Here is a 21264-nt window from a genome sequence, read left to right on the forward strand (position 1 = left end):
GTTCCGGTCATGGCTCGTCCGTTCTCGACGCCGAACCGTACGGGCTCGGTTTCCGAGAGTCAGGGGCTATTCACTGCGCCCATGGTGGGATGAAAGGCTCCATTCCCGGCATGATGGCCCGGCCGCCGACGGGCAGCACTGCGACGAGTTCGGCGGGCTCGCCGTACGGGTTGCCCAGGGCGAACGGCGTGTGCGGCGGCACGATCAGCGCATCGCCGGCGGTGAGCGCATGCGCCTCATCCGCCACGGTCGCGCGCACGCCGCCGGACAGCACGACGAAGATCTCCTCCCTGTCGACCATGTGGACGTTGTCGTCGGGTGCGCCCGAGGCGATCGTGAAGCGCCAGGCGCAGGTCTCTCGCGCGCCCCTGCTGGGCGCCGCCAGGCCGGTGGCGGTGACGTGGGGGACGGTGAAGGTGGGCGCGTCTGCGCCGCGGACGACGGTCATCACACCGCCGCCGGCGGGACGAGGGTGGTGCCGTCGGCCAGCGTGGCCAGGGCGCCGACGGGCAGTGCGACGATCAGCTCCATCGGTTCGGCGTGCGGGTTGCCCAGGCCGAACCGGACGCCCGCCGGCACCGCGATCGCGTCGCCCGAGGTGATGGTGTGCTCGGTCCCGTCGAGGTGCGCCACGCCGCTGCCCGCGATGACGACCAGGACTTCCTCGCGGTCGAAGGAGTGCTCGTTCGGTTCGGTGCCCGGCGCGACCGTGGTGCGCCAGACGCAGGTCTCTGACGCGCCCCGGCTCGGCGCCGCCAGGCCGGTGAAGCGGGTGGTGCCGATGGTGTAAACGGGAGCGTCCGCTCCGCTCACGATAGGCATGGGTGGTATCCTTTCCGCAGATCTACAACCAAGGTGTTCAACCATGGTTGTATATCCGAGGAGGGGTTGTCAATGGATTTCGGTGTGCTGCTCGGGCTCGCCTTCAACCAGTTCGTCGCCGAGCTCCACGAGCACCTGGCCGAACACGGGTTCACCGACCTGCGGCCCACGTTCGGTTACGCGTTCAAGGTGCTGGCGGTGGAGCCCACCACGACCAGCGGGCTCGCCGCCAAGCTGCAGATCACCCCGCAGGGCGCCGCCAAGACGGTCGAGGAGATGGTGGCCGCCGGATACGTCGAACGGGTCGCCGACCCCGCCGACGGGCGGGTGAAGATGCTGCACCTCACCGGCGCCGCCCGCGCGCTGATGGCGACCGCGCACGACTTCCACGTGAACTTCGAGCGGCGGATGGCCGCCGAGCTGGGCGAGGCCGAGGTGGCGACGCTGCGCGAGGTGCTCGGCGCGGTGGTGGCGCGCAGCGACTCACCCGACGGCCTGGCCCGCACGCTGCGTCAGCTCTGAGGGGCCACCTTCCTGCCGGTGTGGTTGAAGAGCAGGTTGAGCAGGATGACCGCGACACAACCGGCGCTGATGCCGCTGTGCATGATGATCTGGAACCAGTGGGGGAACCTGTCGTAGATCCCCTCGGCGCCCAGCGGCACCAGCGCGATGCCGATCGACACCGCCACGACGAGCAGGTTGGAGTTGCCGGCGAAGCTCACCCTCGACAGCGTGCGGATGCCCGTGGCGGCGACCGTGCCGAACATCGCCAGCCCCGCCCCGCCGAGCACCGCGGACGGCACCGCGGCCACGATGGCGCCGAGCATCGGGAACAACCCGAGCAGCACCAGGATGCCGCCGGCCGCCGCGACCACCCAGCGGCTACGGACGCCCGTCAGGCCGACCAGGCCGACGTTCTGCGCGAAGGCGGTGTAGGGGAAGGTGTTGAAGACGCCGCCGAGCGCCGTCGACAGGCCGTCGGCGCGCAGGCCGTCGGCCAGCCGTCCCGGCCGCAGCTCCGACTCGGTGATCTCGGCCACCGCGATAAAGTCGCCCGTCGTCTCCGTCATCGACACCAGCATCACGATGGTCATCGAGACGATGGCGGCCGCCTCGAAGGTGGGCATCCCGAAGTGGAACGGCGTGCTGACGCCGAGCAGGCCGGCCTGCCCGACATGGGAGAAGTCGGTGAACCCGAACGGGATGGCGGCCAGCGTGCCGATCACGATCCCCAGCAGCACGGCGATGCGCGCCAGCGCGGGCGGGGCGAACCGGTGGAGGGCGATGACGAGCGCCAGGACGCCCGCGGCGAGCGCGATGTTGCGCGGCTCGCCGTACGTCGGAGCGCCCGCGCCTCCCGCCGCCCACGTGGCGGCCACCGGCAGCAGCGAGATCCCGATGATCGTGATGACCGTGCCGGTCACCAGCGGCGGGAAGAAGCGCAGCAGCCTGCTGAAGAACGGCGCGATCGCCACCACCAGCAGTCCTGAGACGATCACGGCTCCGTAGATCGCGGGCAGCCCGCCGCCGGTCGTGCCGATGAGCACCATGGGCGTGACGGCGGCGAAGGTGCAGCCCTGCATGATCGGCAGGCGGACGCCGAAGCGCCACACACCCACGCACTGGATCAGCGTGGCGATGCCGGAGACGAGCAGGTCGGCGTTGATGAGGTAGGCGAGGTCCGCGGGCGGGAGCTTCATCGCGCCGCCGACGATGAGGGGCACCGCGACCGCTCCCGCGTACATCGCGAGCACGTGCTGCAGGCCGAGGGCGGCGGTCTGGGGGAGGGGTAAGCGTTGGTCCACCGGGTGTGTCATGTGGCGCTCCGGAGGTCGGGGGGATGCGGCCAGTACATCAACCGCGTGTCTCCCGCGCGCGTCCCCCGCTCACGAAACTCGGGCCCGTGAACCGTGGCGGTTTTGGAGGATCCTCCAGCGCGTTCCTACCGGGGACCGGCCAGGCCCTGGGCGGTGCCGTGCGGGCGGCCGGTGTCGGCGGCCGCCGCGGTCAGCCGGAGCGCCCCGAACACCAAAGCGCCGACGAGGAGCAGGAACAGGATCACCCCGATCACCACCAGGTGCCGGCGCGGTTTCGGCGGCGGGCCGTAGACCACCGGCGGGAGCTCGTCCGGCGTGTACGGCAGGCGGACCGTCCCCGGCCCCTCGAAGGCCGACTGCCCCGGCGGCCCGGCAGGCGAGCCCGGACGCGGCCCCGCGGGCGGCCCGGGATGAGGCCCGGTGGACGGCGGCCCGGCATGGGGCCCGGCATGAGGCCCGGTATGAGGCCCGGTATGAGGCCCGGCGTGCGGCCCCGTGGGCGGGCCGACATGAGGGCCGGTGGACGGCGGCGCGGCATAGGGCCCGGGATGCGGGCCGGCGTGCGGTCCCGTGGGTGGCCCGGCGTGTGGTCCTGTGGGTGGCGGGGCGGGCGGTCTCGCCGGAGGCTGGACCGGCAGCGGCTGGCTCGGCTGACCCGGCTGCGGACGCCGGATGCGGACCGTGTGGTCGGGATCGCCCTCTGACGTCATGCATCCCCCCGCGAACCTCGACGATCTCTCCCGCTGAATATAGCCAGCGGTCCCACATCGCGATACCGATCCGGCATTGCTCGCATGCCACGAATTCTCGTGACAGGAGCGGAGGGCGGGCACGGCGGACCCGGCCGTGCGGGGGAGGGGACTAGCGGGTGGGCCACTGACCGGGCGGGGGCGGCTGCTGCCAGCCCGGCGCCTGCTGCTGGTACGGCTCGCGCTGCGGCGGGGTGCGGCGGGCGACCACGCCGGCGATCAGCAGACCGGTGCCGATCACGCCGACCAACATGAACACGAACCCGGCCACGGCGTTCACCAGCGCGAACATCTCGTAGCCGGCCGACTCGACGACCGCGGGGAGCAGGACCTGCCATACCCCTTGCAGGATGGCGCCCAGCAGCAGCAAGACGCAGCCGGTCAGGCCGAACGTGGCCGCCCTGCCGTGCTCGCCCCTGGCGCGGGCGGTCAGCACGATGCCGACGACGGAGAGGATCAGCGACGGGATGATGAACAGGAGCCCCATGAAGGCGTTGCCGATGCTCATAAGCCGTGGATGCTACGGCATCAGGCATGATCCGCACAGGCCCCCGCAGGCCGTGGATCCCGTACCGCCCGGGGCAGCCGGGCGAGGGACGACCCGCGGACGGACGAGCGGGGGATAGCCCGGGGTACGGCCGGCCGTACCCCGAGCCGGGAGGGTCAGAGGGCGCGCAGGTAGGCCAGGGAGGGCATGAAGAAGTACTCCCCGCCCCGCATCGTGACCGTCTGAGCGACCTGTGCCTGCGGCGCCGACTGCTCCGGCCTGCCCCAGACCTTGGGGAAGGCGACCTTGATGTCGCGGACGCCCTGCCCGATCACCGGGTCGTGCCCGGTGCCCGGGTTGAGGAAGTCGGCGTTGTCGGCCCAGTCGCGCTGGGTGAACTCGAACTGGTTCTCCAGGCTCGAGTTGAACGCCATGAACAGCAGCCCCACGCCGCCGCTCGGCCTGGTCTCCGGCGGGGCGTCGTCACACGGCCGGTCGGCGCGCTCGCCGTAGGTCTGGCCGCGCCGGGCCATCAGCACGTTCCTGATGCTGTCGAACCGGGGGTTGGTCTTGCGGATGTGGCCGCTGAACGGGCACTTGTCGCCGGTGTCGGCGTCGAAGGTGAAGTCGTTGCCGACCGGGCCGCCGCCCGCTCTGGCCTTCTCCGTGATCGGGGTGCCGTCCTTGAAGCGGCCGACCAGCATCGCGCCGGCCCGGTCGCGGTCGGCGCCGGTCAGGCCGAGGGCGTCGGCCAGGTCCCGCTCGATCTCCTTGAAGGCCCTGACGTCCTGCTCCAGCTTGCGGAAGACGAAGTAGCTGCCGAAGTGCCGGTTCGCGTCGGGCGCGAACGGGTCGGCGACCAGCACGTTGCCCAGCGGGAAGGCCGGGTTCCAGTGCTTGCGCGGCTCCTTGGCGACCTCGTCGGCGACGAACAGCGGCTGGCTGCGGCCGTCGACGTAGCCGAAGTGCTCGATGCCGTCGCCCGCCGGGTTGCGCATGCCGGCGCCGGTCTCCTCGCCGAGCACCCGGGCGGTGCCGGGCAGCTGGCCGAGGATCTCCTTCCTGACCTTGGCGACGGGCTCGGGCCGGGCGTCGCCGATGAGCACGACGATGTGGATCTCGCGCTGGTAGGCCGCCTCCCACTCGGTCACGGCAGGGTCGTTGACCTCGGTGATCCTGCGCTTCATGCCGTCGCGGAAGGCGCGGTCGCCGAACCTGCGCAGGTCCTCGACGCTGTGGCCGAGGTCGCGGTAGCCGGCCTTGCTGATGCCGATCCCGACGTACGGCGTGCCGGGCCGCCCGTCCTTGCCGAAGGCCCGCACCTCTTCAAGGTGCTTGCGGGCGGACTTGAGATGCCTGGCAATTGTCCGTAAAAAGCGCTTGCCATCTGAAATGTCGTTGAATCTGATGAAAAGGAGAGAAAGGTGCTCGCGAACATGAGCGCGCAGAATGTTCGGCTGGAGATTGTCGAGCATCTCCTTGGTGTCCGCGTCGAGCGTGGCCGAATCCCAGGCCAGAGGTCGTGCGTTGGTGAGGTCGACAGGCATGTGCCGATTTCCTTCCCCGTAGCGATGTGTCGCCGGGCCCCCATGTCCGGTGTCACTGTTTGACTCGGGAAATCGGCAAAAGGTTTAGATCATCCTGCCGAGGTGCTCAACGGTTGAGATGCCGCGCGAACCACGCGCTCGCCAGCTCGGCCACCACCTGGAGCGTTCCCGGCTCCTCGAACAGGTGCGTCGCGCCGGGCACGATCTCCAGCTTGTTGGGGCAGTGGAGCTGCTGCTGCGCCGCGCGGTTCAGCGACAGCACCGTGTGGTCACGCTCGCCCACGACGAGCAGCGTCGGCGCGGTCACCTCGCGCAGCCGGGCGCCCGCCAGGTCGGGGCGGCCGCCGCGGGAGACGACGGCGGCGATCTCGTCGCGCAGCTCGGCAGCCGCCCACAGCGCCGCCGCCGCGCCCGTGCTGGCGCCGAAGAAGCCGATCCGCGCCGCGGGCATCCGCCGGCGCACCCAGGCCGTGGCCCTGAGCAGCCGCTCGGCCAGCAGCGGGATGTCGAAGACGTCCTCGTCCTGACGGGTCAGGTCGAACAGCAGGGTGCCCAGCCGCGCGTGGTTGAGCGTGGCGGCGACCTGCTGGTTGCGGGGGCTGTGCCGGCCGCTGCCGCTGCCGTGCGCGAACACCACGATCCCGCCCGCCCCCTGCGGCACGGTCAGCTCGACCTCGCCCACGAAGACGTCGGCGTCCGACAGCGTCTCGTGCGGCACGCCCGAGGACGCCCGGTCGAGCAGCTCGATCACCTCGTCCTCGCTGACCTGGTCGAAGTTCTCGTACCACTGCGAGATCGCCCGCAGCCCCTGCGGCTCGCTCAGGCACACCACCTCGTCGGCCTCGGGCAGCACCGTGCCGGGCGCCCGCACCGGCACGGCCACGACCACCTTCGCCGCCCTGTGCGCCCTGGCCACCGCGCACGCCGCCCGCGCCGTCGCACCCGTCGCGATGCCGTCGTCGACCACGATCACGGTACGGCCCGCCAGCGGGACCCTCGCCCGTCCCGCCCGCAGCCGCTCGGCCCGCTGCTCGATGACAGCGCGCTCCCGCTCGGCCACCCGCGCGGCGTCCTCGGGTGTCACGCCCGCCGCCCGCATCAGCGACTCGTTCTCGACGCGCACGCCGTCCTCGCCGAGGGCGCCGAACCCCAGTTCCGGCCGGCCCGGCACACCCAGCTTGCGCACCAGCGCCACGTCCAGCGGCGCGTCGAGCGCCCTGGCGATCTCGAAGGCGACGGCCACCCCGCCGCGCGGCAGCCCCAGGACGACGGGATCCTCCTTCGCCAGATGCCGCAGCTGGGCGGCGAGCCGCCGCCCAGCGTCCGCCCGATCGATGAACATGCCATGGAGCTTCCCCGCCGTCCGGGTTTGACACCGGACGCCCTGGTGAAGCGGGGTCAACTCGTGACGCGCGCCGCCAGCAGCCCGTCCAGGACGGCCTGGGTCGTCTCCCACACCTCGGGAGAGTCGTAACCGCCCGCGGTGGTGACCACGACCAGGCCGAGATCGCGGTGGACGACCAGGCGCTGGCCGCCGTTGCCGTTACCCGCCACGAACGGCGGGCTGCCCGTGCCCAGCCACCACTGGTAGCCGTAGGCGGTGCCCTCGTCGACCTCCACCTTCGGGCGCAGCGCCCTGCCGAGCCACGAGGCGGGCACGACGCCCGCGCCGTCGTCCAGCACGGCCTGACCGATCCGAGCCAGGTCGCGTGGCGCCAGCCGCAGGCCCGAGGCGGCCGAGTGCACCCCGTCGTCGCCCGCCAGCCACTCGAAGGCCCCGATGCCGAGCGGCTCGAACAGCCGCCTGCGCGCGAACTCGGGCAGCGGCAGGCCGGAGCCCTTGACGATGAGCCGGGCCAGGAGCGCCGACGCGCCGCCGCAGTAGTGCCAGCGCCGTCCCGGCTCCTCGACGATCGGCCGCTCCAGGACGAAGCGGTGCCGGTCGGGCGCGAGCTCCATCGCGATCTCGCTGTTCTCCGGCGTCGTGTACGGCAGGTCCTCCCGCCATTCCAGGCCCAGCGTCATGGTCAGCGCGTGCTCGACCTTCAGCGCCGCCCTTCGCGGGTCGGCGGCCAGGTCGGAGTACTCGGGGAAGTGCGCGAGCAGCGGCTGCTCAGGATCGGGCACCAGGCCGTCGGCCAGCGCGATGCCGTACAGGAGGCCGACGACGCTCTTGGTGACCGATCTGATGTCGTGCAGCGTGTCGGGGCCGAAGGTCACCACGCCGAGGGAGACGTTCCACGAGTGGTCCTCGCCCTCGCCGTACCGCTCGAACAGCAGCGCGCCGTCCTTGAGCACCACGAGCCCGTGCAACTCGCCGAACCTGGCCGCGAGCCGCTCCTCCAGGTCCGGTGCGAACCCCGCCTCGCCGGGGCTGATGTGTTTCATCGGCTTCATGGTGCCAGGACCTATGGGCTGACATGGTGTCAGGGTCAAGCCCGCGCGGAGAAGGGAAGGGTGGGGTCGGCGCCGGACCGCACCGGCGCCTGGGAGTGCTGGTACGCCCCCGGGCGTAGCGGCGATGCCCACGACGGGCGGATTGCGGCGGCGGCCGTGCTTGCGAGCGTGGAAGCGTGAACAGCCTCAGGAAGATCCTCGGCGCGCTCGCCGCCGGCTACGCCCTCAGCTTCTACCTCGGCGCGCTGCTGCACGCCGGCGTGGCCATCGGCCCGGTCGCCGAGCCGGTCATCGTGCCCGCCGTCATCGTCGAGACCCTCTGCGGCACCGCGCTGGTCACCGGCGCGTACGGCGCGCTCGCGGCCAGGCCATGGGCCTGGACGGGCCTGCGGCTCGGCCACGCCGTCGCGCTGGGCGGCGTCCTGCTCGGCGTCGTCGCCCGCACCCTCGGCGCGGGCCAGTCGACGCCGCTCAACGACTGGTACCACCGGATCATCGCCACCCTGCTCGTGCTGGGTCTGGCGGGATCCCTCTACGCCTCGAGGGCGCGCAGGTAGTCGCCCGCCTCGGCGATGTGGTCCTCGGTGAACACCTTGATGCCGTGCAGCTCCAGCAGGCTGGTGGTGACCCCCTGGCCAGGGGTCCTGCGGCCGCGGAAGGTGCCGTCGTAGATGGTCAGCGCGCCGCAGGACGGGCTGCCCTCCTTCAGGACGGCCATCTTGATGCCGAAGGAGCTCGCGGCTGCGAGAGCGCCCTGGGCGCCGGCCAGGAAGGCGCCGGTGACGTCGCTGCCCTCGGTGTCGAGCACGCGGGCGGCGCCCGCCAGCACGGCCGCGCCCCCCGCGCCGCCCTCGATCTCGGCAGCCGGCCGGGGCGTCGGCAGCCCGCCCTCGACCTCGGGGCAGAAGGGCACCAGCCTGCCCTGCTCGCGCCACTCGGCGAGCAGGGCGTCGGTGCTGGTCTTGGCGCCTCCGTCGTAGCGCACACGGCGGCCCATCAGGCAGGCGCTGACCAGGATTCGTTCCACTCCATCAATCGTAGGCGCCGCGCTCAGGGGATCGCCCGGCGGCCCTCGCGACCCCCGCGCTCCGCAGCCCGGGGATGAGGACGGCGGCCACGGCCAGGTGCATGAGCGCGAGCGCGCCCTTGGTGCCGCCCGACGCCTCCGCCGCGACGATCGGCAGGAAGGACACCAGCCCGCGCAGCGCTGACCGGCTCGGGCGGCGGGCGTCGCGGCCGGCACTCCGCGCACGCGTGCGCCGGGTGCCGGACGGTATCGAGACCGGCAGGGGCGCGCGGTAGCCTGTCCCGCGATGAACACCACCCTGGCGACCTGCGTCATCGTCGGCTCCCTGCTGCTGGCCCTGACGAGCCTCATCGTCGCGATCCGCAACCGCGCGATGGGCATGGTCCTGCTGATCGGTTTCGCCGTCCTGGAAGTGGCCGTGCTGGCCCAGGCGGGCGTGGCGATCGCCGCCGTCGCCGCCGGGCAGGGCCCGCAGGACAAGGCCACACTGTTCGGCTACCTGGCCGGCACCGTGCTCATCCCGCCCGCGGGCGTGTTCCTGGCGTTGGCCGAGCGGAGCAGGTGGGGGTCGGTGATCCTGGTCGTCACCGGGTTCGCGATCGCGGTGATGACCGGACGGCTGCTGCAGATCTGGCAGGGCGTGGCATGACGGCGAGCGGACCGCGCTCCCGCCCGGGCCGCCGGGCGGGCACGGCGGGGCGGGGCGGCGCGTGAGCGGGCCCACCGGCATCGGCACCGGCCCGGGGCGGGCGCTGCTGGCCCTCTACGGACTGTTCGCGCTGGCCGCCGGGTCGCGGGCGGCCGTGCAGATCCTGACCAAGTTCGGCGAGGCGCCCCTGGCGTACTCGCTGTCGGCCTTCGCCGCCGCCGTCTACGTTCTGCTGACCGTCGCCCTCGCCCGCGGCGCGCGCCGCCTGGCCCTGTGGGCGCTCGGCATCGAGCTGGCGGGCGTCCTGGTCATCGGGACGGCCAGCCTGCTGGCGCCGTCGGCCTTCCCGCACGACACGGTCTGGTCCGCCTACGGCAGGGGCTACCTGTTCATTCCGCTCGTGCTGCCGCTCGTCGGCCTCTACTGGTTGCTGCGCAGGCGTTAGCCGGCCGCCCTTCTGGGCAGTTCGGGATGCCATGAGCACCATCGAACATTCAGTTGACGTCAAGGTTCCGGTCTCCGTCGCCTACAACCAGTGGACGCAGTTCGAGAGCTTCCCCGAATTCATGGAGGGCGTGGAGTCGGTCAAACAGGTGACCGACACGCGTACGCACTGGCTGGTCGACATCGCCGGGGTCACCAGGGAGTTCGACGCCGAGATCACCGAACAGCACCCGGACGAGCGGATCGCATGGCGCTCGGTCGACAAGCCGCACCAGGCCGGTGTGGTGACCTTCCACCGGCTCGACGACACGACCACCAGGGTCACGCTCCAGATGGAGTACGACCCCGAGGGCTTCGTCGAGACCGTCGGCGACTGGCTGCAGATCGTGCGCGCCCGCGTGCGCGGCGACCTCGAGCGGTTCAAGGACTTCATCGAGTCGCGCGGCGGCGAGACCGGCGCGTGGCGCGGTGACGTGCCGGGCAGGCATCAGCGCGGCTCCAGCGCGGGCACGGGCTACGGCGAGCCGTCACCGCCGAACGTCGTCGGCGGTGACGACTACCCCCGTGAGCCCCAGCTGCCCCCGCCCGGCCCTGGACCGGTCCCGCCCGCCGGTCGCCGTCCCGGCGAGGAGCCGCCGCCGGCTCCCGGCCCGATCCTCTAGTCGCTTGTCGTACGGGGTCGCGTGACCACGCGGGCGCGTGGGGCGTCGTCGCACAAGGGCCCCCGGGACGTCGCCGCGTGAGCCCGCCGGTACGTGACCTGGCGAGAAGCGCATCCCCCGCCCCCATCCCGCCCTCCGGGATGGGGGCTTTTTCGTGCGCGCGCGGCCTCCGCCGTGCCGCGCCGTCTCATGGGTCAGGAATAAACGTTTGTTTCAGTCCTGTTAGGCTGGTGACTCATCAAGTCATCCCATGATTCAACGACTGGAGGAATCGGTCCAGCATGAGCGTGCTCACCCAAGAGTCCAGAGGCGGCAGAACCGGCTCGTTGGCCTGGCTGCTCGTACTGGGAATCGTCCTCGCGGCGCTGAACCTGCGCACCGCCGTCACCAGCGTCGGCCCCCTGCTCGACCGGCTGGCCGCAGGCCTCGGCATGTCGAGCGTCGGAACGGGACTCCTCACCACCCTGCCCGTGCTCGCCTTCGCCACGGTCGGCGCGATCACGCCGTCCCTCGCCCGCAGGATCGGCGAGCACCGCCTGCTCCTGCTGGCGCTGGTCACGCTCGGCGTCGGGCTGGTGGTCAGGGCGTCGGTCGACTCGGCCCCGGTCTTCCTGCTGAGCAGCGCGGTCGCGCTGTCCGGCGGCGCGATCGGCAACGTGCTCATCCCCACCCTGATCAAGCGCCACTTCCCCGCCCGCGCGGGGGCCATGACCACCGTCTACACCACCGCCCTGGCGGTGGGCACCATGCTCGCCGCCTCCGCCACCGTCCCGATCGAGCGTGCCGCCGACGGCAACTGGCACGTCGCGCTCGGCGTGTGGGCGGCACTGGCGGTCGTCGCCGCCATTCCGTGGCTTGCGCTGTTGCGCAGTGAGCCGGAGCGGGACACCACCAGGTCGCAGGCGAGCCGCGGTCGTCTGGTGCGCAGCAAGCTGGCGTGGGCGGTGGCCGTCTACTTCGGCACCCAGTCGATGATCGCCTACATCATGTTCGGCTGGCTGGCCAAGATCCTCACCGACAGCGGCTACACCACCGGCCAGGCCGGGATGATCCTCGGCGTCTTCACCGCGCTGAGCATTCCCGTCTCCCTGGTGCTGCCGTCGCTGGCCACCCGCTTCCGCGACCAGCGGCCGGTCGTGGCGGGGCTCGTGGGCTTCTACGTGGTCGGCTTCCTCGGCCTGTGGTTCGCCCCGTCGTCGACCGCGTGGGTGTGGGTGCTGTTCGTGGGCATCGGGATGGGCTCGTTCCCGCTGGCGCTGACCATGCTCGCGCTGCGCACCCGCACCGCCGAGGCCACCGCCGCGCTGTCTGCCTTCGGGCAGAGCGTCGGCTACCTCATCGCCGGGGCGGGCCCGCTCCTGGTCGGCGTGCTGTACGAGGTCACCGGCGGGTGGCAGGTGCCGTACCTGATGATGCTCGCCGTCGTCGGCGTCCAGCTCTTCACCGGCTGGTACGCCGGGGGCAACCGCTTCCTCGAGGACGAGGGCGCCCGCCGCCCCGTGCCGGCCGAGAAGGAGAAGGCTGAGACCATAGCGGTGTGAGATCCACTGTTGTCACTTTCCCGCAAGGCCAGGTCAGCGGCCGCTCGGAGATCGTGGGGTCCGTGCCGGCGGGGGTACGGCACGGCCTCGTCACCGCTTCCACTCCCTTCCACCCGCTCGACCACACCTGGCCGGACCAGCCCGCCGATCGCGGCACGATCGGCGGGCTGCCCGTCGTCGACTGCGTGACCGGCGCGGTGTCGGCCGAGGGCGAGGTCTTCCTCGGCGAGGACATCCCCGTACGGCGGGGCACCGACGGCTGGCAGTGGCTCGTCGTGCACGTCACCGAGGCGCCGATCGAGGTCGGGACCGAGGTCCACCTCGAGGTCGACGCCGCCCACCGCCGGGCGCTGTCGGCCGGGCACACCGGCTGCCACCTGGCCGCGCTGGCCCTCAACGCCGCGCTGGCGGGCCACTGGCGCAAGGAGGCCAGGCTCGACGCCCTCGGCCACCCCGACTTCGACCAGAGCGCGATCACCTCGTCGCGGATCATCCCCAACGGCAGCGTGGACGAGTACCGGCTGGGCAAGTCGCTGCGCAAGAAGGGCTTCTCCGCCGAGGGGCTCGACCTCGACGAGGTCGCCCGGCGGGCCGACGACACGCTCAAGGAGTGGATCGGCGCCGACGCGCCGGTCTGGATCGACGTGCCGGACCAGGGGCTCACCGCCCGCCGTACCTGGCACTGCGCGCTGCCCGAGGGGGAGGTCTCCATCCCGTGCGGCGGCACGCACGTGAAGCGCACCTCGCTGCTGGGCGCGGTGAGCGTGGCGCTCACGCTGTCGCCGGACGGCAGCGCGCTCACGATGCGCACGACGGTCGCGCCCGCGGGCTGAGTCCCGGGCTCTCATGATGCGCACCACGGTCTGCACCCGCGGGCTGAGGTGCCGGACGCTCGGATGCGCACGAGAGTCGCGCCCGCGGGCTGAGGTCCGAGGCCGCTGCCCGCGTCCTGTGCGGGGCATAGCGGTATACCATTAACTCCCATGACGACCGAGCTGCTGCTGCGCAACGCCAACCTCTGGGGCGCGGGCCCCGCCGACGTGCTGATCAGGGACGGCCGCATCGCCGAGATCGGGCCCGGGCTTCAGGGCGCGGCCGCCGTCGAGGACCTCGGCGGCAAGCTGGTCATCCCCGGCCTCATCGACGGCCACGCCCACATCGACAAGACGCTGTGGGGCGGCCCGTGGACGCCCCACAGCTCCGCGCCCGGCCTCATGGGCAAGATCCGCGGCGGCCAGGAGCGCCGCCCCGAACTCGGCATCCCCAGCGCCGACTACATCTCCGCCCTCCTGGCCAACATGATCACGCTGGGCACCACCCACGTCCGCACGCACGTGGACGTCGACACCCTCATGGGCCTGGACGCCGTCCACGCCGTCCGCGAGGCGCTCGCCCGCCACGAGGGCCGCATCACCGCCCAGCTCGTCGCCTTCCCGCAGGCCGGCCTGCTCATCGCGCCGGGCACCGACCGCCTGCTGGAGCAGGCGCTCGAGCAGGGCGTCGACCTCATCGGCGGCCTCGACCCTGCCGGTCTCGACAGTGACGCGGTCAAGCACCTCGACATCGTGTTCGGCCTGGCCGACAAGCACGGCGTCGGCGTCGACATCCACCTGCACGACCGCGGCTCGCTCGGCGAATGGCAGTACCGCCTCATCATCGAGCGCGCGAAGGTTCTCGGCCTGCGCGGCAAGGTCACCGTCAGTCACGGGTTCGCGCTCTCCGACGCTTCGCCCGCCGTACGGGCCGAACTGCTCGACGGGCTGGCCGAGGCGGGCGTCGCCATCGCCTCCATCGCCCCGCCGGGCCGGGCGATGCCGCTGAAGGAGCTGGCGGCGGCGGGCGTGCCGATGACCCTGGGCAACGACGGCGTGCGCGACCTGTGGAGCCCATTCGGCACCGGGTGCATGCTCGACCGTGCGCTGCTGCAGGCCCAGCAGACCGGTCCGCTCGACGAGGACGTCGAGCTGGCCCTCGACGCGGCCACCTACGGCGGTGCGCGCGTCACCGGGCTGGACGGCTACGGCCTCGGCGTGGGCGACGTGGCCGACCTGGTCGTGATCGAGGCCCGCAACGCCGCCGAGGCGGTCTGCGTCCGGCCCGCCAGGTCGCTGGTGCTGAAGGCGGGCCGGGTCGTCGCCCGCGACGGCGCTCTCGTCTGACACGAGGCCGCTCTGTCAGCTTGGGTTGACAAGCGGGTGCTTGTCAGCACATGCTGACACTCATGAACGTCATCGAGCTCGCCGAGGCGGCCGCCGACAGGGACCCCGGCGTGGGGCTCGCCGCAGTGGCGGCCCTGCGCGGCCTGCTGGAGGAGCTGGAGGCCGTCCACGTCACCAACGCGCGGGCACAGGGCTGGTCGTGGGAGCAGATCGCCGACGCGCTGGGCGTCAGGCGGCAGTCCGCGCACCGCAAGCACGCCCGCAGGATCGGGAGGTAGCCGTGTTCTCGATGTTCGAGAGATTCACCGAACCGGCCCGCCGTGCCGTGATGCGCGCCGGGATCCTGTCCATGGACGCGGGCCGTACCGCCCTCGCCCCCGACCTGATGCTCCTCGGCCTGGCCGAGGAGCACCCGCTGCCCCACCTGCCCGCCGCCGAGACGCTGCGCCCGCACCTCGACACCGGCCGCACCCGCGAACTGCTCGCCGCCATCGGCATCGACGTCGACGAGGTACGGCGGCGCACCCGCCACGGCGCCGACGACCCCGCCCGCTGGCGGCTCGGCCGCTCCCGCGTCAACCCGCTGCGCGTCACGCTGTCGGGCCCGCTCGGCATGCTGGCGCTCGAGCCGCACGCGCGGAAGGTCATCGAGGTGGCGATGTGGAAGCCAGGTCCGGTGACGGGCGAGCGGCTGCTGTGGGGGCTGCTGGCCGACGGCGCCGACGGCACCGCCGCCCTTCTGCGGCGCTGCGGAGCCGACGTGCCCGCGCTGGTGCGGGCCGCGGGCATCCCCGTCCACCGGCCCCGCCGTACCGCCTGAACCGCCCCCTCGGTGGCCGCCAGTCCGCCGCCTGCCCCACCCCCGCACCTCAGAGCGATCCTCGCCTCGGCCGCGACCTCGGCCATCACGGCATACCGAGAGCTCACAGCTGCCTGGCGTCGCCACATACGACCCGGAAATCGACCGCAGCGTCATCGAGCAGGCCGAGAACCAGTTCCTCACCCCGCGGGCGTGGGGAGCTCTGACTGGTCGTACGGCCTGGAGCGGGTCGCCCCTCTCGTCGAGGTGGTGCTTCACGCGGGGGCGCGGTCGCGGGGTCGCGGATGAGAGATGATCAGTTGGATCTTTCAGGGAGGGCCTTGATGAATGTCACCTTGTGGGCGGACGCGACGCCGTCCGCCTCCGCGCTCTTCCTGCGCCCCTGGAATGATGGCGACGTCGAACCGCTGATCAAGGCCTATCGCGATCCCACGCTGCGTCGTTGGACGAGGCTCCCGGTCGAGAGCGTCAAGGATGCGGCGGAGTGGCTGGAGCTCCAGAGACGTGGCTGGGAGACCGGAGAACGGCTGAGTTTCGCCGTGCATGACGATCATCCTGGCACCGACGGAATGCGGTTGGTCGGCAACGTGGTCATGAAGCGGACCGGTCCCGGCAAGGAATCCGCGGAGGTCGGCTACTGGACGGCAGCGCATGCCCGTGGCCTGGGCGTGGCCCCCCGCGCTCTCGAAGCGCTCACCACGTGGGCCTTCGACGTCTTCGCGGTCGAAGGCCTGGAACGTCTCGACCTGCTCCACCAGGTGGACAATCTCGCCTCGTGCCGGGTCGCGGAGAAGGCGAGATACCAGTTTCACCAGGTCCTTCCGGCTCGGCCGCCTTTCCCGAGGGACGGCCACCTGCATGTACGACGGGCCGACACTCCTGCTTGACGGCTGGAGATCGCCGCCCGTCCGCGGTGTCGCAGGCAGCGACCACCGCCCGGGACCCGGGCTCCGGTCAGGCGGGGCGGAGGTGGCCCAGCTTGTCGGGGTTCGCGATGAGGTAGATCGTGTGGATCTTCCCGTCCGAGATCGCCAGCGACACCACCGTGACCACGCGGCCCGCCGCGCTCAACACCGCTGCGGGCGCCCCGTTCAGTTCGGTCACCGCCATCGCGAGCTCAGCCTCCGGTTGCGCGCCGACCGACGCCATGAACTTGTCCATCTCGCCAGGCCTGCCGACCGAGGCGAGGAAGCGGGCCACCTTGTCCTGGCCGACCAGCACCCTCAGCGGCGCGCGAGCCTTGCCGCCGCCGTCGCCGACCAGCGTCACCTCCTGCGCCAGCAGCGCGATCAGCCCGTCGAGGTCGCCGCCGGCCGCCGCCTCGAGGAACCGCGCGGTGATGTCCCGCCGCCGCCTCCGGTCGGCGTCGAACCTGCGACTCCTGTCGTGCACGTGGTCCCGGGCCCGCTTGGCCAGTTGCCTGGTGGCCGCCTCGCTCCGGCCGATCACCTCGGCGATCTCGGGGAACGGCAGGTCGAACGCCTCCCGCAACACGAACACCGCCCGTTCGAGCGGCGACAACGTCTCCAGCACCACCAGCAGGGCCAGCTCCACCGTGTCGGCGAGCTCGGCGCGTTCGGCCGCGTCCGGCGTGGTACCGATCGGTTCGGGCAGCCACGGCCCCACGTAGGACTCGCGCCGGGACCGCGCCCACCTGAGCCGGTCGACGGCCAGGCGCGAGGTGACGCGGATCAGGTAGGCCCTGGCGTCTTCGACCGTCTCGTGCTCCACCCCCGCCCACCGCAGCCACGCCTCCTGCACCACGTCCTCGGCGTCGGCGACGCTGCCCAGGATCCGGTAGGCCACCCCTGTCAGGAGTTTGCGATGATCTTCGAAAACTTCGATCGACATGGACAGAGCCTGGCACGGCGCCGATTCGTGGTCGGTGGCGGATTCGGCTACACTGTCCAACATCGCAAGGGGCTATAGCGCAGTTGGTAGCGCACCTCCATGGCATGGAGGGGGTCAGGAGTTCGAGTCTCCTTAGCTCCACCCAAGTGGTGTTACTCGAACACCCCTCTTCGAGGGCGGTGGCGAGTAGCGCCGAGGTGCCAGTAGCGGCGGTGTCAGTGATGACACCGCCGCTCTTGCGTTTTCCGGCCCTGGTGACGTGCAGGAGTGGGGCGATCGGGTCAGTGGGGTCGTCGGAGCTGACGCGAGGTGTGCTGTCGTGCTCGTCTGCGTCGACGTAGAGCCGATGGAACAACGCTTGATTGAGAAGGCGGCGGGCCGTGTCGCTTGCGATGCCGTACAGGTCGCGCGGGTTGGTGAGCAAGTCGAGGACGGCTGTCAGGGCCGCACGGCCGGTGTCGAGGTCGGGATGTTCGGTGCGGGTGAGCTGTGCTTCGAGGCGGGCGCGTTCGTCTCGGATGCCGCGTAGGCGCTTGGCGATCTTCTCTCGTGGCCAGTCGGGATCGCCGACGAGGTCAAGGAACTGATCTTCTTGGGCGTCGATCTTGGCGAGCTGTTTCTTGATCTCGATGCGTAGGGTGTCGCTGGTGACGGCGTTGTCGGCGACAGTGGCGTCCAGACTGGCGGTGATGCGCTTGCGGAGGTCAGTGGGCAGGGCAAGGGTGGCGTAGTGGTCTGCGATGGCCGCCTCGACGTCGAGGACGGGCATGTAGGGCAGGTCGCAGGTGCGGTCTTGGCGGCCACGGCAGATGAAGTAGAGGTACTGGGTGCCGTTCTTGCCCCTCCCCGGCATGATGATCAAGCGATGCTTGCTGCGGTGGCACCAGATCGAGCCCTTGAGGAAATGGTGGTGGGTGCGGGCGCGAGTGCCTGCGCCGCGCTGGGTGAACAGCACCTCTTGGACGCGGTTGAACAGCTCGGGGCTGATGATCGGTTCGTGACGGCCCTGGTATTCGACGCCCTTGTGGGTGACGTATCCCAGGTAGTAGCGGTCACGGAGCATCTTTCCGATCTTGGCGACTGAGACGCGCGCGCCAGCGGGGCGCTGCTTGGTGGGCTTCATGCGCAGGCCCGCGTCGGTAAGAGCGTCGGAGAGATCGGCAAAGGAGTAGGTTCCCGTCGCGTACAGCTCAAAGGCCATCCGCACGAGTGGGGCGCGTTCGGGGTCGATGGCGACAGTACGGATCTCGCGTCCCTCGTAGCGCTCACGGGCGTTGACGTATCCGAGCGGGGCCCGGCCCAAGGTGCCGCCATGGGTGGCCTTCTGGCCCATCTTGTAGGAGATATCCGCGCCTGAGGCGCGCGACTGGTACTCGTTGACGCCGTCGATGACCGTGCTGACCAGGTCGCCGATGGCCGAGTCTTCGGTGTAGTCCATGATCGAGATGAGCTGTGCGCCCGCCGTGCGCAGGTCGCGCTTGGTGATGGCGGCGTCGATGCCGTTGCGATGCATACGGGAGCGGGCGTAGACGATCACGTAGTCCACGTCGTGCTGTGCCTTGATCCTGGCCATCATCTCTTGGAACTTGGGGCGGTTCTCGACGGTGGTGGCGGAACGTCCGGGCTCCACGTACTCATCGACGATTTCAGCGCCGAGTTCGACGGCACGGCGTTCGCACGCGGCGCGTTGGGCAGGCAGGGAGATGCCCTCAGGGTCGTAGTCGGTATCGACCTGACCGCGTGAGGAGACCCGCAGGTAGAGCACCGCGCGCTTGGTCGAGGCGGGGGTTGATTGGGCCGCTTGCTTGAGGAGGTTCATGAGGGCTCTCCCTGCTGCGGGGCGTGGGCGGCGATGATGGCGTGGATCTGGGCGATGGCCTGGTCGGGCAGGCCGTATTCGGAGCGAAGGAGCGTGTCTAGGTCGGGGGACGGCGCGTTTACTCCTGCGCGGGCGAACACGTCTGCGGGGTTGAGGTCGAGCACCTGCGCGAGGCGCATCAGGTTGACCGTGGAGGGTCGGTCCACGTCGTCACTGAGCAGCCTATAGAGCGACGACAGGGTGATGCCGCTTTCCTGGGCGAGCTGCCGCAGGCTGTAGCGGGCGTGCTTGCGGGCCGCATCGAGGTACTGGCCCAAGGTGGGGGCGGGCTGCTGATCGTGGCTCATCGGGTGCTCCGCAGTGTGGCTGGATCTCCAAGCTACCTCGAATGTTCCGACTTCGGAACACTCTTTGACCGTTCGCTGTCCGCTAGCTCTCGCGCGATGAGCGCCAAGGCTTGCGTGAGCACGTGGGCGTCTACGGGTGTGCGCCGTTTGGCATGGACTCTGATTCGTGACAGGCATCCTCACCTCCTCTGGCCGATCTTCGGTCATCACGTTCCGTGGTTGTGGTTCGTGCACGTGCACGATGTGCATGCGGCCCATAGGTGCAGACGCGTGCGAGGCGTGCACGTGCACGAACTCGATTGCGGTTACGGACTGTGAGGGATGGCGCGCCATCGGCCACGGGAGACCTGGGCAGCGCGATCAGCGCGGGTTAGTTCGTCGAGGCGGTAGTAGACCCAGCGTCGGCCCATTCCGGTCAGGCGCATGAGCTCGTCCATCGACACCCCTTCGGCGGGGGCACCGGCGAGAGCCGCTGCGAGGGCCTTCTCTGCGTCCTGAGCAGCCTCAGAGCGTGCGTGTCGTGCGGATGTCCCGTTGCCTGAGGCCGGGTTCGTGGTCTCCTCAGGAGCGGTTATGGCAGCCTCCAAGGCGGCCACGGAGACGAGATCGAGTTGAGGGCGATGCGGTGTATGGCGGGTGATAGTGCGCTGGACGCCGTCGTCGTCGAGTAGGTAGGTGCGGGCGCGGCGGGGGATGTCGTGTTCGGGTGCGCTGATCATGAACTTGCCGGGGGCATCGAGGCGGTGGGCATGCCAACCGGCCTTGAGCATCCCTTGACCCAAGATCAGATCCACGTCGCGCTGTTCGCGCACGCGGAAGGACAGACGTACGTCCATCTGGGAGCGCACCGCGCCCTTGCCCATCGCCTTCTGGGAGGGGCGTTGGGTAGCGGCCACCAGTTGGACGGCGACGGCACGGCCACGTCGGGCGATGGAGTCGGCGTGCCGTACCGCTGCCGGGGCGTCATCGACGAGTTCGGCGTACTCGTCAACCAGGATGATCAGTGCGGGGGCGTCAGAGGAGGGCTCCCACACCCGCTCCCCCTGCCGAGCCATGTGGTCCGCGCGGCCGTCGAGGATGACGACAGCATCGGCCAACAGCGCTTCCGCCTCCTGCGGGGTGGTGGCCACCCGATCCAGGCACGATGACCAGGGCAATAGCTCCATGCCGCGCTTGAGATCGATACCCCAGATGATTGCGTCGGGGCATGCGGTGAGCTCCCCCAGGAGGACGTTCACGCCGCCGCTCTTGCCTGCCCCTGCTACGCCGCCGATGAGGGCGTGCCGGCGGAGCAGGGACACCCGCACGGGACTGCCGTCCTCGTACAGGCCCAGCTTGACGGGTTGGGTGATCGAGGTGATGGACGGCCCAGGCCAGGCGATCGCGTCGGCGTGCGGGTCAGTCTCGATCACCCGAACATCGGCACGATTGGCGTGCTTGGTCGGCACTGGCTGGATGCGGACGGCGCCCCGTCTGGAGCCGAGCGCCGATTCCAGCGCGGGGGCGCGGTTGACGGCGTCCTCTACCGTTTGGCCGCGTCCCAGTGCCAGGCGGAAGCGGTACCCCCACAGGTCCACGATCGCCGACTGGACGCGTGATCCAGCCAGGCCGACAGCGTCGGCGATCTCCGGCCAAGCGGCCAGGGTGCGTTCGACGCGGACGCGGGCACGGCGGCGGCGATGCGCCCACCACGGCACGGCCAGCAGCACACCACCGATGCCCAGTACGGCGGGCATGGGCGGTGTAAACGAACCCAGGCTGACAGCCGTCGTGAGCCAGCATCCGGTGAACGCCGTGGTGACGGCGGCATAGCCCCGTTCGATCGGGCGCGTGAGGTTGACCCAGCGCCCCAAGATGAGCAGCGCGCCCGCCGTACTGACTGTGGTTGCCAGTACGGCAGGCCACCACGTCGGGTAGGCCGCATGCAGGATCACCCCACTGACCAGGCATAGCCCGGCCAGGGTGAACGGGGCGAGTTCGGAGCGGTAGCGCCACAGCACGCGGGCGATGGATGCGATGATCAGGGGCGCGAAGTCGAGATCATCGGTGATCGAGGCGATGGGCTGAACACCGTATCGGCGCATGCGACGGGCGTTGCGCCGCATCTGGTGCCGTGAGGTCCGGTG

26 protein-coding genes, 1 tRNA gene and 1 pseudogene are annotated in these 21264 nt (G+C 70.9%); 14 read left to right on the forward strand and 14 right to left on the reverse strand.

Annotated elements, in window-relative coordinates; genetic code table 11:
• Positions 1 to 70: 70 nt before the first annotated feature.
• The gene (locus tag ACWENQ_RS39650; protein WP_452418857.1) at positions 71 to 448 is read right to left on the reverse strand and encodes a cupin domain-containing protein; all 378 of its coding nucleotides are present in this window, start codon (positions 446 to 448) and stop codon (positions 71 to 73) included.
• On the reverse strand, positions 448 to 822 hold the full coding sequence (locus tag ACWENQ_RS39655; protein ID WP_452418859.1) for a cupin domain-containing protein: 375 nt from the start codon (positions 820 to 822) through the stop codon (positions 448 to 450). Before ACWENQ_RS39655 ends, ACWENQ_RS39650 begins: the two co-directional genes overlap by 1 nt.
• 72 nt (positions 823 to 894) lie before the next feature.
• On the opposite strand from ACWENQ_RS39655, the gene ACWENQ_RS39660 reads away from it, so the two are divergent.
• Positions 895 to 1344: a MarR family winged helix-turn-helix transcriptional regulator gene (locus ACWENQ_RS39660; RefSeq protein ID WP_452418860.1), complete on the forward strand. Its 450-nt coding sequence runs from the start codon at positions 895 to 897 to the stop codon at positions 1342 to 1344.
• Here ACWENQ_RS39660 and ACWENQ_RS39665 read toward each other — a convergent pair.
• The 6 genes from ACWENQ_RS39665 to ACWENQ_RS39690 all read right to left on the reverse strand — a co-directional run bounded on the left by ACWENQ_RS39665 (position 1335) and on the right by ACWENQ_RS39690 (position 7810).
• The gene (locus ACWENQ_RS39665) at positions 1335 to 2627 is read right to left on the reverse strand and encodes a nucleobase:cation symporter-2 family protein (RefSeq protein ID WP_449931218.1); all 1293 of its coding nucleotides are present in this window, start codon (positions 2625 to 2627) and stop codon (positions 1335 to 1337) included. The genes ACWENQ_RS39660 and ACWENQ_RS39665 overlap by 10 nt on opposite strands.
• 137 nt (positions 2628 to 2764) lie before the next feature.
• On the reverse strand, positions 2765 to 2935 hold the full coding sequence (locus ACWENQ_RS39670; RefSeq protein WP_354916437.1) for a hypothetical protein: 171 nt from the start codon (positions 2933 to 2935) through the stop codon (positions 2765 to 2767).
• Positions 2936 to 3500: 565 nt separating this feature from the next.
• Positions 3501 to 3896: a hypothetical protein gene (locus ACWENQ_RS39675; RefSeq protein ID WP_452418862.1), complete on the reverse strand. Its 396-nt coding sequence runs from the start codon at positions 3894 to 3896 to the stop codon at positions 3501 to 3503.
• A 155-nt stretch (positions 3897 to 4051) separates the two neighbouring features.
• Positions 4052 to 5422 (reverse strand): Dyp-type peroxidase, encoded by a 1371-nt coding sequence (locus ACWENQ_RS39680; protein ID WP_452418864.1) that lies wholly within the window; start codon positions 5420 to 5422, stop codon positions 4052 to 4054.
• 106 nt (positions 5423 to 5528) lie between these two features.
• Positions 5529 to 6764 carry an alpha/beta family hydrolase gene (locus tag ACWENQ_RS39685; RefSeq protein ID WP_354916445.1) on the reverse strand — a complete coding sequence of 412 codons (1236 nt, stop codon included), beginning with the start codon at positions 6762 to 6764 and terminating at the stop codon, positions 5529 to 5531.
• Between the two features lie 56 nt (positions 6765 to 6820).
• Entirely contained in the window at positions 6821 to 7810 is a 990-nt protein-coding gene (locus tag ACWENQ_RS39690; protein WP_452418865.1) for a serine hydrolase domain-containing protein, read from the reverse strand.
• 185 nt (positions 7811 to 7995) lie between these two features.
• Here ACWENQ_RS39690 and ACWENQ_RS39695 point away from each other — a divergent pair, with 185 nt between their 5' ends.
• The gene (locus tag ACWENQ_RS39695; protein ID WP_452418866.1) at positions 7996 to 8376 is read left to right on the forward strand and encodes a hypothetical protein; all 381 of its coding nucleotides are present in this window, start codon (positions 7996 to 7998) and stop codon (positions 8374 to 8376) included.
• On the opposite strand, the gene ACWENQ_RS39700 is transcribed toward ACWENQ_RS39695, so the two are convergent.
• Together ACWENQ_RS39700 and ACWENQ_RS39705 are read right to left on the reverse strand one after the other, a co-directional pair.
• Positions 8352 to 8846 (reverse strand): DUF523 domain-containing protein, encoded by a 495-nt coding sequence (locus ACWENQ_RS39700; protein WP_452418867.1) that lies wholly within the window; start codon positions 8844 to 8846, stop codon positions 8352 to 8354. The two genes, ACWENQ_RS39695 and ACWENQ_RS39700, sit on opposite strands and share 25 nt — an antisense overlap.
• Before the next feature lie 4 nt (positions 8847 to 8850).
• On the reverse strand, positions 8851 to 9012 hold the full coding sequence (locus ACWENQ_RS39705; RefSeq protein ID WP_449931205.1) for a DUF6069 family protein: 162 nt from the start codon (positions 9010 to 9012) through the stop codon (positions 8851 to 8853).
• 120 nt (positions 9013 to 9132) lie between these two features.
• Here ACWENQ_RS39705 and ACWENQ_RS39710 point away from each other — a divergent pair, with 120 nt between their 5' ends.
• The 9 genes from ACWENQ_RS39710 to ACWENQ_RS39750 all read left to right on the forward strand — a co-directional run bounded on the left by ACWENQ_RS39710 (position 9133) and on the right by ACWENQ_RS39750 (position 16008).
• Positions 9133 to 9495, forward strand: coding sequence for a hypothetical protein (locus ACWENQ_RS39710; RefSeq protein ID WP_452418868.1), 363 nt, complete (start codon positions 9133 to 9135; stop codon positions 9493 to 9495).
• A gap of 61 nt (positions 9496 to 9556) precedes the next feature.
• Positions 9557 to 9940 (forward strand): hypothetical protein, encoded by a 384-nt coding sequence (locus tag ACWENQ_RS39715; RefSeq protein WP_354916465.1) that lies wholly within the window; start codon positions 9557 to 9559, stop codon positions 9938 to 9940.
• Between the two features lie 31 nt (positions 9941 to 9971).
• On the forward strand, positions 9972 to 10601 hold the full coding sequence (locus tag ACWENQ_RS39720) for an SRPBCC family protein (protein ID WP_452418869.1): 630 nt from the start codon (positions 9972 to 9974) through the stop codon (positions 10599 to 10601).
• A 281-nt stretch (positions 10602 to 10882) separates the two neighbouring features.
• The gene (locus ACWENQ_RS39725) at positions 10883 to 12142 is read left to right on the forward strand and encodes a CynX/NimT family MFS transporter (RefSeq protein ID WP_452418871.1); all 1260 of its coding nucleotides are present in this window, start codon (positions 10883 to 10885) and stop codon (positions 12140 to 12142) included.
• On the forward strand, positions 12139 to 12975 hold the full coding sequence (locus ACWENQ_RS39730) for a metal-dependent hydrolase (RefSeq protein ID WP_452418872.1): 837 nt from the start codon (positions 12139 to 12141) through the stop codon (positions 12973 to 12975). Before ACWENQ_RS39725 ends, ACWENQ_RS39730 begins: the two co-directional genes overlap by 4 nt.
• 150 nt (positions 12976 to 13125) lie before the next feature.
• Positions 13126 to 14301, forward strand: a complete 1176-nt coding sequence (locus ACWENQ_RS39735; protein ID WP_452418873.1) for an amidohydrolase — start codon at positions 13126 to 13128, stop codon at positions 14299 to 14301.
• 62 nt (positions 14302 to 14363) lie between these two features.
• Positions 14364 to 14579, forward strand: coding sequence for an RNA polymerase subunit sigma-70 (locus ACWENQ_RS39740; RefSeq protein ID WP_452418874.1), 216 nt, complete (start codon positions 14364 to 14366; stop codon positions 14577 to 14579).
• Positions 14580 to 14581: 2 nt separating this feature from the next.
• The gene (locus ACWENQ_RS39745; RefSeq protein WP_449931192.1) at positions 14582 to 15121 is read left to right on the forward strand and encodes a Clp protease N-terminal domain-containing protein; all 540 of its coding nucleotides are present in this window, start codon (positions 14582 to 14584) and stop codon (positions 15119 to 15121) included.
• 323 nt (positions 15122 to 15444) lie between these two features.
• On the forward strand, positions 15445 to 16008 hold the full coding sequence (locus ACWENQ_RS39750) for a GNAT family N-acetyltransferase (protein ID WP_452418875.1): 564 nt from the start codon (positions 15445 to 15447) through the stop codon (positions 16006 to 16008).
• 67 nt (positions 16009 to 16075) lie between these two features.
• On the opposite strand, the gene ACWENQ_RS39755 is transcribed toward ACWENQ_RS39750, so the two are convergent.
• Complete coding sequence (locus ACWENQ_RS39755; protein WP_452418876.1) at positions 16076 to 16972, reverse strand: RNA polymerase sigma-70 factor; 897 nt, start codon at positions 16970 to 16972, stop codon at positions 16076 to 16078.
• A gap of 68 nt (positions 16973 to 17040) precedes the next feature.
• On the opposite strand from ACWENQ_RS39755, the gene ACWENQ_RS39760 reads away from it, so the two are divergent.
• The 3 genes from ACWENQ_RS39760 (at position 17041) to ACWENQ_RS39770 (ending at position 18056) form a co-directional block, all read left to right on the forward strand.
• Positions 17041 to 17113 (forward strand) — tRNA-Ala (locus tag ACWENQ_RS39760).
• Positions 17114 to 17291: 178 nt separating this feature from the next.
• Positions 17292 to 17501, forward strand: coding sequence for a hypothetical protein (locus ACWENQ_RS39765; protein ID WP_452418878.1), 210 nt, complete (start codon positions 17292 to 17294; stop codon positions 17499 to 17501).
• A gap of 336 nt (positions 17502 to 17837) precedes the next feature.
• Complete coding sequence (locus ACWENQ_RS39770) at positions 17838 to 18056, forward strand: hypothetical protein (RefSeq protein WP_452418879.1); 219 nt, start codon at positions 17838 to 17840, stop codon at positions 18054 to 18056.
• Here ACWENQ_RS39770 and ACWENQ_RS39775 read toward each other — a convergent pair.
• From ACWENQ_RS39775 to ACWENQ_RS39785, 3 genes and pseudogenes are all read right to left on the reverse strand, one after another.
• Positions 17982 to 18791: pseudogene (locus ACWENQ_RS39775) on the reverse strand (recombinase family protein); the annotation flags it as partial. The gene ACWENQ_RS39770 and the pseudogene ACWENQ_RS39775 sit on opposite strands and share 75 nt — an antisense overlap.
• On the reverse strand, positions 18788 to 19138 hold the full coding sequence (locus tag ACWENQ_RS39780; RefSeq protein ID WP_452418881.1) for a helix-turn-helix domain-containing protein: 351 nt from the start codon (positions 19136 to 19138) through the stop codon (positions 18788 to 18790). The pseudogene ACWENQ_RS39775 and the gene ACWENQ_RS39780, both read right to left, overlap by 4 nt.
• A 305-nt stretch (positions 19139 to 19443) precedes the next feature.
• The gene (locus ACWENQ_RS39785; RefSeq protein WP_452418882.1) at positions 19444 to 21222 is read right to left on the reverse strand and encodes an FtsK/SpoIIIE domain-containing protein; all 1779 of its coding nucleotides are present in this window, start codon (positions 21220 to 21222) and stop codon (positions 19444 to 19446) included.
• Between the last annotated feature and the right edge of the window lie 42 nt (positions 21223 to 21264).

The organism is Nonomuraea sp. NPDC004354 (assembly GCF_053602555.1).

What these genes read in the sequence shown, in the direction of transcription:
- ACWENQ_RS39750 (WP_452418875.1), top strand. Translation starts at nt 15,445, where the DNA reads ATGAATGTCACCTTGTGGGCGGACGCGACGCCGTCCGCCTCCGCGCTC.
- ACWENQ_RS39735 (WP_452418873.1), top strand. Translation starts at nt 13,126, where the DNA reads ATGACGACCGAGCTGCTGCTGCGCAACGCCAACCTCTGGGGCGCGGGC.
- ACWENQ_RS39740 (WP_452418874.1), top strand. Translation starts at nt 14,364, where the DNA reads ATGAACGTCATCGAGCTCGCCGAGGCGGCCGCCGACAGGGACCCCGGC.
- ACWENQ_RS39675 (WP_452418862.1), bottom strand. Translation starts at nt 3,896, where the DNA reads ATGAGCATCGGCAACGCCTTCATGGGGCTCCTGTTCATCATCCCGTCG.
- ACWENQ_RS39660 (WP_452418860.1), top strand. Translation starts at nt 895, where the DNA reads ATGGATTTCGGTGTGCTGCTCGGGCTCGCCTTCAACCAGTTCGTCGCC.
- ACWENQ_RS39770 (WP_452418879.1), top strand. Translation starts at nt 17,838, where the DNA reads ATGCTTGCTGCGGTGGCACCAGATCGAGCCCTTGAGGAAATGGTGGTG.
- ACWENQ_RS39710 (WP_452418868.1), top strand. Translation starts at nt 9,133, where the DNA reads ATGAACACCACCCTGGCGACCTGCGTCATCGTCGGCTCCCTGCTGCTG.
- ACWENQ_RS39785 (WP_452418882.1), bottom strand. Translation starts at nt 21,222, where the DNA reads ATGCGCCGATACGGTGTTCAGCCCATCGCCTCGATCACCGATGATCTC.
- ACWENQ_RS39780 (WP_452418881.1), bottom strand. Translation starts at nt 19,138, where the DNA reads ATGAGCCACGATCAGCAGCCCGCCCCCACCTTGGGCCAGTACCTCGAT.
- ACWENQ_RS39725 (WP_452418871.1), top strand. Translation starts at nt 10,883, where the DNA reads ATGAGCGTGCTCACCCAAGAGTCCAGAGGCGGCAGAACCGGCTCGTTG.
- ACWENQ_RS39650 (WP_452418857.1), bottom strand. Translation starts at nt 448, where the DNA reads ATGACCGTCGTCCGCGGCGCAGACGCGCCCACCTTCACCGTCCCCCAC.
- ACWENQ_RS39755 (WP_452418876.1), bottom strand. Translation starts at nt 16,972, where the DNA reads ATGTCGATCGAAGTTTTCGAAGATCATCGCAAACTCCTGACAGGGGTG.
- ACWENQ_RS39690 (WP_452418865.1), bottom strand. Translation starts at nt 7,810, where the DNA reads ATGAAACACATCAGCCCCGGCGAGGCGGGGTTCGCACCGGACCTGGAG.
- ACWENQ_RS39655 (WP_452418859.1), bottom strand. Translation starts at nt 822, where the DNA reads ATGCCTATCGTGAGCGGAGCGGACGCTCCCGTTTACACCATCGGCACC.
- ACWENQ_RS39720 (WP_452418869.1), top strand. Translation starts at nt 9,972, where the DNA reads ATGAGCACCATCGAACATTCAGTTGACGTCAAGGTTCCGGTCTCCGTC.
- ACWENQ_RS39685 (WP_354916445.1), bottom strand. Translation starts at nt 6,764, where the DNA reads ATGTTCATCGATCGGGCGGACGCTGGGCGGCGGCTCGCCGCCCAGCTG.
- ACWENQ_RS39680 (WP_452418864.1), bottom strand. Translation starts at nt 5,422, where the DNA reads ATGCCTGTCGACCTCACCAACGCACGACCTCTGGCCTGGGATTCGGCC.